Origin of the sequence: Thermoflexibacter ruber (assembly GCF_900113045.1) — a bacterium.
Taxonomy (GTDB): domain Bacteria; phylum Bacteroidota; class Bacteroidia; order Cytophagales; family Thermoflexibacteraceae; genus Thermoflexibacter; species Thermoflexibacter ruber.
The window spans coordinates 37,922-50,684 of the sequence record NZ_FONY01000004.1; the positions used below are offsets into that span (position 1 = coordinate 37,922).

Annotated in this window: 12 protein-coding genes; 3 read left to right on the forward strand and 9 right to left on the reverse strand. The window is 36.9% G+C overall.

What is annotated here, in order from left to right; genetic code table 11:
- Positions 1-12: 12 nt before the first annotated feature.
- Together BM141_RS03020 and BM141_RS03025 are read right to left on the reverse strand one after the other, a co-directional pair.
- On the reverse strand, positions 13-447 hold the full coding sequence (locus BM141_RS03020; RefSeq protein ID WP_091539808.1) for a hypothetical protein: 435 nt from the start codon (positions 445-447) through the stop codon (positions 13-15).
- Between the two features lie 2 nt (positions 448-449).
- A complete protein-coding gene (locus tag BM141_RS03025; protein WP_091539812.1) occupies positions 450-1,373 on the reverse strand; it encodes a hypothetical protein in 924 nt (307 codons plus the stop codon).
- A 367-nt stretch (positions 1,374-1,740) separates the two neighbouring features.
- On the opposite strand from BM141_RS03025, the gene BM141_RS03030 reads away from it, so the two are divergent.
- Complete coding sequence (locus tag BM141_RS03030; RefSeq protein ID WP_091539814.1) at positions 1,741-3,435, forward strand: adenylate/guanylate cyclase domain-containing protein; 1,695 nt, start codon at positions 1,741-1,743, stop codon at positions 3,433-3,435.
- A gap of 3 nt (positions 3,436-3,438) precedes the next feature.
- On the opposite strand, the gene BM141_RS03035 is transcribed toward BM141_RS03030, so the two are convergent.
- From BM141_RS03035 to BM141_RS03045, 3 genes are all read right to left on the reverse strand, one after another.
- Entirely contained in the window at positions 3,439-4,245 is an 807-nt protein-coding gene (locus BM141_RS03035; RefSeq protein WP_245763969.1) for a M48 family metalloprotease, read from the reverse strand.
- Positions 4,246-4,387: 142 nt separating this feature from the next.
- A complete protein-coding gene (locus BM141_RS03040) occupies positions 4,388-6,922 on the reverse strand; it encodes a VIT domain-containing protein (protein WP_091539821.1) in 2,535 nt (844 codons plus the stop codon).
- 150 nt (positions 6,923-7,072) lie between these two features.
- Positions 7,073-8,284 (reverse strand): MFS transporter, encoded by a 1,212-nt coding sequence (locus BM141_RS03045; RefSeq protein WP_091539825.1) that lies wholly within the window; start codon positions 8,282-8,284, stop codon positions 7,073-7,075.
- A gap of 369 nt (positions 8,285-8,653) precedes the next feature.
- On the opposite strand from BM141_RS03045, the gene BM141_RS03050 reads away from it, so the two are divergent.
- Together BM141_RS03050 and BM141_RS03055 are read left to right on the forward strand one after the other, a co-directional pair.
- Positions 8,654-9,760 carry a hypothetical protein gene (locus BM141_RS03050; RefSeq protein ID WP_143090779.1) on the forward strand — a complete coding sequence of 369 codons (1,107 nt, stop codon included), beginning with the start codon at positions 8,654-8,656 and terminating at the stop codon, positions 9,758-9,760.
- Between the two features lie 92 nt (positions 9,761-9,852).
- Complete coding sequence (locus BM141_RS03055) at positions 9,853-10,530, forward strand: hypothetical protein (RefSeq protein ID WP_091539831.1); 678 nt, start codon at positions 9,853-9,855, stop codon at positions 10,528-10,530.
- A 20-nt stretch (positions 10,531-10,550) separates the two neighbouring features.
- On the opposite strand, the gene BM141_RS03060 is transcribed toward BM141_RS03055, so the two are convergent.
- The 4 genes from BM141_RS03060 to BM141_RS03075 form a co-directional block, all read right to left on the reverse strand.
- Positions 10,551-11,177 (reverse strand): L-threonylcarbamoyladenylate synthase, encoded by a 627-nt coding sequence (locus BM141_RS03060; RefSeq protein WP_091539835.1) that lies wholly within the window; start codon positions 11,175-11,177, stop codon positions 10,551-10,553.
- Between the two features lie 136 nt (positions 11,178-11,313).
- On the reverse strand, positions 11,314-11,508 hold the full coding sequence (gene rpsU, locus BM141_RS03065) for a 30S ribosomal protein S21 (protein ID WP_091539839.1): 195 nt from the start codon (positions 11,506-11,508) through the stop codon (positions 11,314-11,316).
- Positions 11,509-11,716: 208 nt separating this feature from the next.
- Complete coding sequence (locus BM141_RS03070) at positions 11,717-12,208, reverse strand: hypothetical protein (protein ID WP_091539843.1); 492 nt, start codon at positions 12,206-12,208, stop codon at positions 11,717-11,719.
- A gap of 117 nt (positions 12,209-12,325) precedes the next feature.
- Positions 12,326-12,700, reverse strand: coding sequence for a hypothetical protein (locus BM141_RS03075; RefSeq protein ID WP_091539846.1), 375 nt, complete (start codon positions 12,698-12,700; stop codon positions 12,326-12,328).
- Positions 12,701-12,763: the final 63 nt, after the last annotated feature.

Here is a 12,763-nt window from a genome sequence, read left to right on the forward strand (position 1 = left end):
TGTTTACTTTTTTTAGCCAAGGTCTATCTCTGCTTGTATTCTAAATAAATTAGCAATGGCATAGCCTAAGTATCCCCCAAATACAGTTTCTATTAAACCTAAGGAAGTTTTTACATTTTCCATTGCCTCAGGTCCCACATCGTGCCTATAGGCAAGGGTAGCAATGATAGCCAAAGTATAAAAGAAAAGCATCGCCAGAGTAGTATAGAGAAAAGAGGCTTTGACTTCTCTGTCTTCTGCTTGGTTTTTGTACCGTTGCATGACTGTATATCGGATAATCACAGAAGCATGAACAGAAAAAGCTGGTAGAATAATACTCATAATACTAATGAAATCATCAAAAGAGTAGCTCTCTGCTAAAAACAAAAGCAAAAGCCAAACAATAATTAAGAACTTTGATGTAGCAATAGAAATTGCAATGACGTTTTTTAACTTAGACTCTCTCATGTTTAGTTCAGATTTTCAAGCCATCTTTCTATCATGGCTCCATAAATATACGCGTACATTTCCATTTTATATTTTCCCTCTTTGTCATCGTCTATAGGAATAAAAGCACTTACTCGTGGTTTCCAAGGGAAACTCGCCCCTTTCTTAGCATCTATGGTAAACTCTACTTTTATATCTTCCTTATCTTTCACACAAGCTACTGTAAAAGTTATCATCTCATAAGGAGCCCAAGAGCCTTTATCTCTAAAAATTTCTCTTTGAATATCGCTTACTTCAAAGCGCAACGCTCCATCTCTAATACCCAAATAAGTAAACTTTCCGCCTTTATTAGGAGCGGTAAAATACTTCTCTGACTCCTGTCTGATTTTTTTCAGTACTGTTTGCATATAAGCCTCCTCGAGTTCTTTTGCTTTTTGCAAGTCAGCGGCTGTAGGAGGAGTAGGTTTCTTAAATTTTTTCTGATTACTTGCAGGAATGATAGGCTTACGCAAAGGCACTTTCACATCTATTTTAGAAGTAACTGCTCGTGTTCCTACATTTTTTGCTTCTATTTTATCTCCTACAAGGGAAATCCTTACATCTTTACTTTCTTCATCTTTGGATAGAATATTCACCATGAGTTGATTAGCAGGGATTTCCAAAAGTTGCGCAGTTTTATTGAAAATAGAAGTTTCCAAAGACAGGGTATTCATCTTTGCAAAGTTGGCTTTCAAATTATCATAAGCAATTGCCGCAGAATCACTATTTTGATAGTTTATCCTCAAATACACTGTAACAGTATTTTTATCTAAGAAAGTTACTAATTTTTCTGCTTTCAAAACAGCACCAATTTCGTGTTCGTCCATCCATTTTTGGAGGTAAGGGAGTTGTGCCTCAAAGAACTTGTCGTCTTCTGCAGTCAGTTTAACCACCTCGCTCTGAGCCATGGTTAAGAATGGCAAAAGGAATAAAAGTGAATGTAAAATAACTCTTTTCATTACAATAACTTGATTAAAAATTTTTGTTAATTTAGCCTTAAATACTGTAAATATCAAATTTTTGTTTCAAAAAAACAGAAATTCCTTAAAATTTCTTACAAACAGATTCTTTTATAGTCATTGCTGACTACTTTTAAGGCTAATTCCTTACAAATTCCCTATTTCAAAATTTATGCCTTAGATATAGTAGAAATTTACTTGGATAGTAAAAATTTACTCGCATTAAGTTTAAAAATTCATTTCATAGCAAAAAAACTTCCCTAAAAATAAGTAATCTAATTAGAAGTTTTATCTTTACAAGACAAATGAATCTTGTATGAGAAAAAATTTATCACTTTATTACTTTATCATCATATTTTTCGCCTTTATCACTTTTAGCTTTCAGGTAGATAAAAAGGCTCTTACAGATAAAGCAAAGCAATTACTTGCTACACTTACACAACAAGTAAAAAACAATCAGTATGCAGAAGCTACGCAAACTTCGGTGATTTTGGCAGAGATATATGAAGAATTAGGACAAGCAAGTCAGGCGGCAACTTACTTCAAAGATGCCATCGGCTATGCAGAGAAAAGTAAGCAAAAACGGCTTATTGCTTTGGCTTACGAAAAAGAGGGTGATTTTCTGCTTGCTCATATTGATTTGACCAAAAAAATTAAAAACTATCAGACAGCCAGTAAATTGTACCAAGAGAGTCGAGATACAGTAGGTATTGCTTCTACTTTGAAAAAGTTAGCCAAGTATCATTTTGAGGCAAAACTTTATGCCAAAGTACCTGCGTATAGCCAAGTATTGCTTGAGAATGCAGAAGAATATGCTTTGAATAGCTTCGAGGAACTATCTCATTACAAAGCCCTGATTATATCTTATATAAGGCTTGGCAACATACAAGAAGTAAAAAAATACCTAACCTTGTGGAAAAATATCAAAAAGGAAGGACTGACAAGTATTGCATACAATCCTGATATAGACTTTGATGAGGAGATTTTAGCTAAAGAGTTTGATGAGGCTTTGGCAAAGGCTAAACCTCAAATTCAACAGCTTGTCTATCAAGAACAAGAGTTTATCAATGCTACTTCTAAAACATTAAAAAAATCCTTAGTCAATAATGACATAAAAAAGCCGCTCAGCGAGTTGGAACAGAAAGAAATTGAATCTAAATGGCAAAAAGATATTATCGCTAAACAGCAAGAAATAGTGCAGTTAGAAGAAGAAAAAAATCAACGCCTGTATTTTGGTATTGTAGCAAGTTTGTTAGCTGTAGGAATTGCTGTTATTGCCTTAGTAAGCAGACAGATAGCTAACAGAAAATTAGCAAAAAAGAACAAACAAATAGAGGAACAGAAAAAAGTGATTGAGGAGGAGAAGAAAAAAGCAGAAACTCTCTTACTCAATATCTTACCTAAGGAAGTGGCGGAGGAACTCAAAGAAAAAGGGTACGCCGCTCCGCGTCATTATGACATGGTAACAGTATTATTTACTGATTTTAAGGGATTTAGCCAGATAGCAGAGCGTTTATCTCCGCATGAAATCGTGGATAGGCTCAACTTTTTTTTCCAAAACTTTGACGAAATAGCCTCTAAGCATAACTTAGAAAAAATCAAAACCATAGGAGATGCCTATATGTGCGCAGGCGGGATTCCTAACGAAAACAGCACTAACCCCATAGATGCCGTCAGAGCAGGCTTGGAAATCCAAGAGTTCATGCGACAATGGAACTTGGAAAGACTGCTCCAAGGCGAACCTACCTTTGAACTTCGTTTAGGTATCAATACAGGACCTTTGGTGGCTGGAGTCATTGGCAAGAATAAGTTTGCTTACGATATTTGGGGAGATACAGTGAACTTGGCAAGTCGCATGGAGTCAAGTGGGGAAATAGGTAAAGTAAATATTTCTCAAACTACTTATGAGTGGGTCAAACATCAGTTTGTATGTACTTATCGCGGAAAAGTTCCCGCTAAGCACAAAGGAGAGATAAATATGTATTTTGTCGAGGGCGAGATTACCTCCTAAAACTTATCTTGGTAAGCTATTTTTAAAAGCCTGATAGCTTGCATTATTTGATGCTTTCAGATTGCACTTGCGTTGCGTAGCCGCATTTTTTATGTTTTGTATTCTATTGGCTGGGTTGGGGTGAGTGCTTAAAAACTCAGGCGTTCTTGCCCCTTGATTACTCCTTTGTAGCTTTTCAAAAAATCCTGCTGCCCCAGAGGCTTGGTAAGGAGTATTACAAAGGTAAATCACCGAATAATCATCTGCTTCTCTTTCATGGCTTCTGCTAAAATTTAAACCTAACAGACTTGCAGCTACTCGTGCAATCATATTCCCACTATTCTCCCCTAAGACTAATTGCATCAACATTCCCAATCCATACATTTTCATCAAATTATTGGTTGCATGGCGACGGTCTGCATGGGCTATCTCGTGAGCCATGACTCCTGCAAACTGGTCTTCCGTGTCCAAGAACTTAATGATACCTGTATAGACATAAATAAAACCACCCGGAGCGCAGAAAGCATTGAGAACGCTATCATTATGTATGATTTTTACCTGCCAAGGGAATTGTTCTTTGTAGCGAACCTGCCCCGAATTGAGAATTGTATTGGTAATTCTCCGCAAATGGGCATACGCCTGCGGATATTTTTTCTCATCTAAAATCCTGTTCTTAGGGTCTTTTTCCACTTCATTGGCTACTTGTTGTCCTAATCTAATCTCATCTTCTATAGAAAATAGAAGTGCATTAAGCTCTTGCGAGTATGTTTTTTTACTACAAAAACTTACAATTACACTGACAAGCAATAAGATAAAAATTCTTTTTACCATCACTATTTTTCAGTTTTAGCAAAATTTTTACAACCTTTTACTCCTAAAGGACAAATATTAAGTAAGTAAGTTTACAAATCTATGCTTTATTCTTGAATAAAAAAAGTTAAAGGCTTCTTTGAGAGAAGCCTTTGGTTACTTCTTACTTCAAACTCATATTATTCCTTTCTAAAAATTCTTGATACAGCACTTCTGCTTTTAGTTTTTGGCGGTCTTTCAGGGTGCGACTTGCTGTTTCGTAGGTATTCATGGCATCTACCCAAAGTTGCTGACTTTCAAAGAATTTGGCTACTTCAAAGAGTTTATCTGCCCAAGATTTTTGGGTACTGAAAGTAGTTTTCACTTCGCTTTGCAAAGAGTTTTTCTGCCCTGCCTCCAGTTTGTGTATGGAGATGCCTTCGGAGTTGTCCGCATTGATAAGTGGCTTACCTGCTTTGTCCAAAGGAATAATTTTAACGATAAAATGCTCATGTATAGCTAATTTATCTTTATTGATATTGATAATCAGTGCTTTGGCTGGTGTGCTTTGTTTAAAGAGTAACTCCTCAGTCAGGTCATAAATCTGAACTTCGTATTTATCAATCTGATTTTTGTAGCTGGCATCTTCTACCAAATCCCAGCTAAGTACCAGAGAATCTCCTAAGAGTTTGGTTTGGTCGGGCAGGGCGTAGCGAATACCGTCTGAGCCTCTTTTGGTATTCCCTCCTGACTTGCTTTGGTTGTAATTCAAATTTGTAGAAGATACTTCCACAATATTAGTTCTATACTGCGCACCTATGGCAGAGTTACTTACACCTTGTGGCAAAGGCAACGCCTGATTGACAGAAGCTACTTGCTTTTGTCGGTTAATCGTGGAATCTATGGCTACAAAAGAGGTGTAATTAGTAAGTAAGTGATACTTTAAACCGATGTTGAGTATCTGCTCTACCTGCTCCCAACTTAACTTGACTGCATTATAATCGTCTAAGGTTTTTACTTTCTGCCTTGCCCATAAGTACCTCAAGGCTTGGTTATTTTGTGTACTTGCTAAGGCAGTATTTACTACACTCTCGAAATCTCCTTTTCCTGTTTTTCCAGTAACCTTGATACTTCCTTGCAATTTGCCTTTATATTTTCCAAAAACAAGCACAGGACGCTCTGCCAATACATCAGGAATAGTAGGAGGCTCTACCTCATAAGTTTGCAATCCTTGAAATTCTACCTTTACATTGGTAAGCAAAGGAGTTTGAATATATTTTCTAAATTTTTCTGCCGCTTTTACTGCCTCTGCTTCGTTGGTGGCAATAAAAGGCTCGCCCATGCCCATGTGTGCCATTCCCTCAATCAAATAGCGGTTTACACTCGTTCCTATACCAAAAGAAAATAAATTTGCTTCGCCTAAGTTGTTGCGAATCAGGTCAAAAGCCTCTTTTTCCAAAGAAACGAAACCGTCAGTAATCACTACAAAAGTCTTAGCAATGTCTGTTTGCTTATTGTGATTAAAAGCACTCCTCAGCGCAGGAAGCAAGTCCGTACCTCCAATAGCATTTCGCAAGATAATTTTATTCAGTGCTGTCTTTATATTTTCTTGGCTTGCTGCGAGAGGCTTAGGGGAGATAAAATTATGGGTATTATCAAAAAGCATGATATTGAAATAGTCAGTAGGACGCAATCCATTCAAAAGATTAGTAATCAATGACTTGGTTACATTGATAGGGAAACCTTCCATAGAAGCAGAGGCATCTATAAGAAAAATAAATTCTCTTGGAGGAATTTGGGTTTCCTCTACTCGCTTAGGTGGTTGCAACATGAGTAAGAAGAAATTTTCATCTTTCCCTTCGTAAGTGAGTAAACCTGATTGGGTATGATTTCCTGCCAATCTATACCTGACTATGTAATCTCTATTCCCGCCTAATTTTTCAGCAGGGTCTAATTTGACGAGTTTTGAATTATCTTTTTCATTGGTAATCACTGTTTTGTGAGAGGAACAGCTCACTTCCTCTATTGGTATTCCTGCATTAATCCTCGTTTTAATATCAAAAGTATAAGAAGGGGCTTTCCCTTGTTGCTCATAAGGCTGTTCTATCCATTTCTCATTAGCTCTGGCAAAGCTGGCAATAGAAGTAGAATAACGAGGAGCAACTACGGTAGGATAGGAAAACTCATATATACCGTCCTCTGGGACGAGGAGTTCCGTATAACTCATCGTAACAATGATAGAATCATTGGGCTGGATATTAGCTACGCTCATTTGAAAAACATTAGGGCGTTCCTGCTCTAACAAAGAAGCTGTTTTTCCCTGTGCCTTTGCCTGCTCGTAGCGTTCGCGAGCTTGGTCTTTGGTAGCTACTTTAGCCACTATTAGTCTTCTGCCTACTTGCATCTGCATCGCATACACGGCGGCACGCGTAGAGGCAGGAAATACATACAAAGCCTCTAATGGCTTTTTGCCTGTATTGATATAGACCTGACGCATTTTTACATCGGCAATGACCCCTGCAATATTTACCTCAGCCGAAGTACTTTTCAAAGGCATTTGGTCTATGTCAGGATTTTCTGTAAGTACCACAAAGTAAGGAGAGAGCGTTCTTTCTTCACTACCCGTTGCCTCGCTCTTTTGAGCAAAAATATAAGTATGGAAGCCTAAAAATATAACTAATAAACAGCTACTTGCATAGGTTAAGGAAAGCTTTTTCATGTTTTTAGTATTCAGACGTTTAGTATCAGCAAATCTCAGTCAAGTTTATCAAAATATTTCATAGAGGGGTTTAGCGTTGAAACTATTTGATAACTTAAACGTTAAAAGCACTTTTGCGTTGTCTTTTTAAAAGGAAAATTATGCCAAAAATTATGAAGGTTGAGTTTGCAAACCTGCTGTCTTTAATTTTTGAGCAACAAAAACACAAGCAATACTTACCAAAATCGCCATATAACCCACATACTCATAATTTTGCAACTCCCCACTCGCTGATTTACTTACTATTAAACCTGCTATGAAAGCCGCTCCCCCCGAAGCCAGTTGTTGCAAAGAGGACGAGATACTCATGTAGCCTCCTCTTTGTTGGGGGCTTACCAAAGACGTAATCATAGCATTGGCAGGAATAAAACGACTGCTCGCAAAAACAAAAAACATAGCCGTAACTACCAAAGCCAGCGGAATAGGAATTTTGGGCATATTGGTTATCAGGAAGATAGGAATAAGAGCCAAAATACCAAACAAGGTAAAAATCTTCAGTTTTCCGTATTTATCAGAAAGTTTGCCAATGAATGGGGAAGTAAAAAAAGTCAATACTCCCCCTACAAAATAAATGTAAGTCAGTTCTTTTTCTGAAAAACCTACATTTGCTACCATATAAGGAGAAATAAAAGGAATAATAGAAAAATGCCCTACCATCAAGATTACCCCAAAGAGCAAACCCAACTGCTGATTGGAGTCTTTGGCAATGTTTTTTATTACTGCAAAAGGTTGATTTTTAGTTGATTGCTGTATGTGGCTGTCCATTTTGGGAAAAATTTTGTAAACAAATGGAATAAGCAATGCACCCAAAGAAGCAATCAGCACAAAAGGAGCGTGCCAAGAAAACTCGGCAGCGATATATAAGCTAAAAGGCACGCCTACCACCGAAGCCATAGAAAAAGCAGCACTAATGCTACCCATAGCACTCCCCCTGCGTTCATAAGGAATGATGTCCCCAATAATAGAAAACACCTGCGCTCCTATTAGCCCACCAAAAATTCCTGTAAGTACTCTTGCAATAACCAAAAAAAGATAGGTAGGTGCAAAAGCACAAGCAAAAGTTCCTAATACAAAACCTGTATAGGCAAAAAGTAAAATCTGCTTTCTATCAAACCTATCTACGAAAAATGCCGCTAAAAAGCCTGAGATTCCAGCACTAAACGTATAGGCAGAAACAATTAGACCAAACTCTTGGGGAGAAATCTGAAAAAGTCGCATCAATTGGGGACCTAAGGGCATCATAATCATAAAGTCCATGATGTGGGTAAAATTGATACAGGCTAAGAGCAACACAATGATTTGCTCCTTATTGATTTTTATCATCTTGGTTAAGAATAAATTAGCTGTAAATATAAAATGTAAAAAAGTATTTTTTGAGTAAACAAACAAACCTGTAACAGATTTTACTTCTGGTTTAGTTCATTAGAATAATACTTTAAGCAAATTTTCATGCCATTTACTTCTGTATATTTCCTAACAATAATTTAGCAAAACTTAACAAATTAATTTAGACGGATTGGGCAACTATTTGACTCAACATTTGTCTATTATTGAGGCTATAAGAAAAATCTTATCATAACTTGTAAGAATACAAAATTTTATATAGCTTGCAACTTGAATTAAAATATCAACGTATTTGTTATAAGAGTAAGAGTATTAAAATTGTATGTTAAACGTTAAAATATAAATAATATGAAAAGTCTTCGTTCTTTATTTCTACTTGCTATGCTCTTTGTATGGAGTGTAGGGGTAATCTTGGCGCAGGAGTCTGATGACTTATATTTCTTTGCAAAGGATAGAGAGTCTGAGATGGTAGCAAAGAGAGCATCTACAGCAAAGTTGAATGCAATCACCATGCGCGATGCGATGCAAGATGAATCTATGCGCTCTAAGTTTGCTAATCCTGATTACCAAGCAAATACAAATCAAAACACTACTAATCTTCCTTATTTTAGGAAAGATTACAGAAGAGATTATAGTTTCAATAGTCTTTATGCCAATAATGCGGCAATAAACAACCGATTTGGATTTTTCAACAATCCATTTATGAGTTCTTTTGGCGTAGGTATGATGTGGGGCAATCCTTCAATGATGTGGAACGACCCATGGATGATGAATAGAATGGCGTGGAACCATCCTTGGATGTGGAATGACCCTTGGATGATGAACTCCATGATGTGGAACGACCCATGGATGATGAACAGAATGGCGTGGAACAATCCTTGGATGTGGAATGACCCTTGGATGATGAACTCCATGATGTGGAACGACCCATGGATGATGAACAGAATGGCGTGGAACAGTCCTTGGATGATGAATAGCTGGAACAGATGGAACATGGGCTGGGGTATGGGTTGGAACAACTGGAATAGTATGTATTGGGGAAGAAATATGTTCTTTAGTCCATATCAAAATGTAGTAAACAGCGTTTCAAGAAGTACAGTAACTTCCAATTCTGCTACTCGTCCAACAAGTGGGGCAGATTACGCAAGCTACATTAGGTCTTCCAGTGCTTATGGTAATTACTCTAATTCAAGTGTAGGCAATAGTGCCAACTACAACGCAGTAGAGTACAAAGGAGGTACAGCGAATAGTTACTTCTATGGTACTCCTAACACTGCTAACGGTTCTAATTGGGGAATGCGTTCAGTAGATTACAATAATCGCGGTTCTTATAACAATAGCATTAGAGGTTCTTCAGGGAATAGTGGCTATGGTAGCAGTTCAAGCGGCTTCGGTTCCTATGGTGGTGGCGGTGGAAGCCGCTCCGTAGGTGGCAGAGGTGGCAGAGGAAACTAATTAAATACACGAAATACACAAAAAGCGGATTAGATTTAATAAAATCTCAATCCGCTTTTTTATTTTTATTCATTTAAACATATCATACCTATATGAAGAAAATATCATACTGGGCAAAAAACCATGTTTGGCTTAGTCGTATTAGCATTATCATACTTTGCCATTTCTTGGTGTTTTTAGGCATAGGGCTGGGAGTAGTCCTATTTGCTGAGGTAGAGAAATTAAGTTGGTTTTGGGAAGCAGGTTTAGTAGGTGCTATATCCTACTTGTTCTGGGTTTATTTACCTGAACGCAATCTAAGCTATCGCAAGCGTACCACTGTGTTAGCATTGATTTACTGCCTTTGCTTTTTTATCTGTGTTTTTGTAGGGAATCGCCTACCTGAACGCATCGCCTCTTGGGAATTACAACAAACAAGTAGCTATGATTATCAAGTAGTTGCAGCAAGCATATCCCCTGCCAAAGTGAATAAAAAAGCTACTAAGCGTGAGATTCGGCAGGAATATAGAAAGGCTGTCAAAAATACAGTCAAGCAAATTTTACAAGACTGGAAAAAACAAGGTTCAGGTGCAAAAGTCATTCTAATTATTTTATCTGTTCTTTTGGCTCTTGTAGTCTTTCTGATGTTAGCAGCACTCTCTTGTTCTATTGCTTGTGCAGGTAATGAGGTTTTAGCTGTCTTAGTTCTATTAGGGGGGACTGGACTTATCGTTTGGGGAGCTGTGGTATTGATTCGTAGTATTGTAAGAAAATATCGGACAACAGCATAAATAAATTTGGACAATTAACATTAAAACAAATTTTCTATTTCTCCCGCTCCTTCTCTGATTACCTCAAAGTTGTCATCTATACAAGAGATGACGGTGGAAGGGATATTTCCCCCGTAGCCTGAGTCTATGATAATATCTACCAAATGTCCATATTTATCATCTATAAGGGAAGGGTCGGTCATGTATTCCAATACCTCATCTTCGTCTTTCACTGAAGTAGTGAGAATGGGATTTCCTAACTCTTTCACAATCTGACGAGGAACTTCGTGGGCTGGCACGCGGATACCTACTTGTTTCTTTTTATTATTCAGTATCTTAGGGACTTCGCTACTTGATTCTAAAATAAAAGTATAAGCACCAGGTAGGGCTTTTTTCATCAGACGGAAAGTAGGTGTACTAATATGCTTGGCGTATTGGCTGATGTCGCTTAGGTCGTAGCAAATAAACGAAAGGTGCATTTTATCAGGCTTAACCCCCTTAATGCGACAAATACGCTCTATTGCCTTCTGATTATACAAATCGCACCCAATACCATAGACTGTATCTGTCGGGTAGATAATTACTCCACCTTCCTTCAAACACTCAACTACCCTACTAATTTTTCTACGGTCTGGATTGTCGGGGTGTATTTGTATAAGTTCTGCCATAGGGGCGAATAGATTTTATAAATGATTCAACAAAAGTAAAGAGTAGATTCAAATAATTTTGAACCTACTCCTTGCTTTTGAAAAAATTATTTTTGAGAAAAAAATTAGCATTAATCTGCTCTCAAATCTCCTCAGTTTACTTCATTTCTTGTCTTTGAAGTGCTTGTCTGTAAATAGCACGCAAGCGTGTATTTCTATCTCTTACTGAAGGTTTTTCGTAAGCAGTTCTTGCGCGTAATTCTCTTAACACTCCTGTCTTTTCAAATTTCTTTTTGAACCTTTTTAATGCTTTATCAATAGATTCGTTTTCCTTAATATTAATGACTATCATATCTTGCGTAAAATGAATGAATAAGATTTAAAATTTCAGTTTCAGATTTAGGACTGCAAAATTAGTAATTTATCCGATAAAAAAGAATTTTTTGCATAAAATTAATTATCAAGTAGATGATTTTATTGTTTTAGGCAAGTACATGCCTTGGTGCTAAACCTCTGGCTTGTGCCATTCATCTCTACAAGCCAGAGGTTTTTGTACTTGTCTAAATAGCTTCTACTTTTTGTTGTATTATTTGAAACCACTTTTCTACTATTTCTATTTCTCCTGAAGGAGTAGAACTATCGTGGTCTTTATTGTAAAACTCTAAGGTTATAGGAGTTTGTTTCGGGTCTTCTAAGGTAAATACTAACTCTAATTTATAAGTAACCTCATAGGTACTTTCTTTTTCTTGGAATACTTTGTGTGTATTCATCACTTGACATTCCTGTACCTCAGCAAGGGAAATATAATGAGAGATGACCTCATCTTTTGTATGTTTGTAAAAGATAATCGCATTAGCTTTTTTATCCAAGCCAATAGCGGTATTTCCCCAAGCATCATATTCATCAACTTGTCCATAATTTTGCGAGGCAATAGCCTGAAGTGCCTGAGTAAGTTGCCTTTCTTTGATTTTTCTATTCCTGCTAACAAGCACGAAAGGAAGTAAGCAGATAGCCAAAGCAATAAGCCCTGCTATCAAGGTATTTGATTCCATTTTAAATGAGTAATTTTTTGATTGTGAGAAAAATAAGTAAAATAAGGTATATAGCTTGTGCCAATACCCAGACGTAGGTTTAGACTGTTAAGCAGCCTAAGGAGAATTTAAAATGGATTACCAGAAATAGTGAAAAGGAAAGATTATATCTGTGGGACGGAAACAAATAAGGAGATTACGAGCATAGAAAGTGTACTGGACATACAAGGCATGAAGTACTTGCTCGTTTATTTTGGTAGTAGAAAAGAAAACCTTAGACTGGCTTTTAGCGAGAGAGGAAAAAGTATAACCCAAAGTACAAGAACTCTCAGGTGCTAAGGCATAGCCAGAGATATGACTTAAATGGACTGTGAGGTGGCTTTCTTTTGAAGTTTGCTTATCTACTGCTGAACTTGTATATGTATGAAAAGCAAGCACTTGTACAAACTGCACAATGAAGAAACAAACTACTGTTCCCAAAACAATCCGTAAAATATTAGCACTTTTTCTCATACGCTTTTATTAAACGATAAATTTACAAAATAAGTTGAATAAAAATAAAACTATTTTCTTCTT

Excerpts from the sequence above, each read along its gene's own strand:
- rpsU (WP_091539839.1), bottom strand. The coding sequence starts at position 11,508 with ATGATAGTCATTAATATTAAGGAAAACGAATCTATTGATAAAGCATTA.
- BM141_RS03020 (WP_091539808.1), bottom strand. The coding sequence starts at position 447 with ATGAGAGAGTCTAAGTTAAAAAACGTCATTGCAATTTCTATTGCTACA.
- BM141_RS03040 (WP_091539821.1), bottom strand. The coding sequence starts at position 6,922 with ATGAAAAAGCTTTCCTTAACCTATGCAAGTAGCTGTTTATTAGTTATA.
- BM141_RS03030 (WP_091539814.1), top strand. The coding sequence starts at position 1,741 with ATGAGAAAAAATTTATCACTTTATTACTTTATCATCATATTTTTCGCC.
- BM141_RS03075 (WP_091539846.1), bottom strand. The coding sequence starts at position 12,700 with ATGAGAAAAAGTGCTAATATTTTACGGATTGTTTTGGGAACAGTAGTT.
- BM141_RS03050 (WP_143090779.1), top strand. The coding sequence starts at position 8,654 with ATGAAAAGTCTTCGTTCTTTATTTCTACTTGCTATGCTCTTTGTATGG.
- BM141_RS03060 (WP_091539835.1), bottom strand. The coding sequence starts at position 11,177 with ATGGCAGAACTTATACAAATACACCCCGACAATCCAGACCGTAGAAAA.
- BM141_RS03025 (WP_091539812.1), bottom strand. The coding sequence starts at position 1,373 with ATGGCTCAGAGCGAGGTGGTTAAACTGACTGCAGAAGACGACAAGTTC.
- BM141_RS03035 (WP_245763969.1), bottom strand. The coding sequence starts at position 4,245 with ATGGTAAAAAGAATTTTTATCTTATTGCTTGTCAGTGTAATTGTAAGT.
- BM141_RS03055 (WP_091539831.1), top strand. The coding sequence starts at position 9,853 with ATGAAGAAAATATCATACTGGGCAAAAAACCATGTTTGGCTTAGTCGT.
- BM141_RS03045 (WP_091539825.1), bottom strand. The coding sequence starts at position 8,284 with ATGATAAAAATCAATAAGGAGCAAATCATTGTGTTGCTCTTAGCCTGT.
- BM141_RS03070 (WP_091539843.1), bottom strand. The coding sequence starts at position 12,208 with ATGGAATCAAATACCTTGATAGCAGGGCTTATTGCTTTGGCTATCTGC.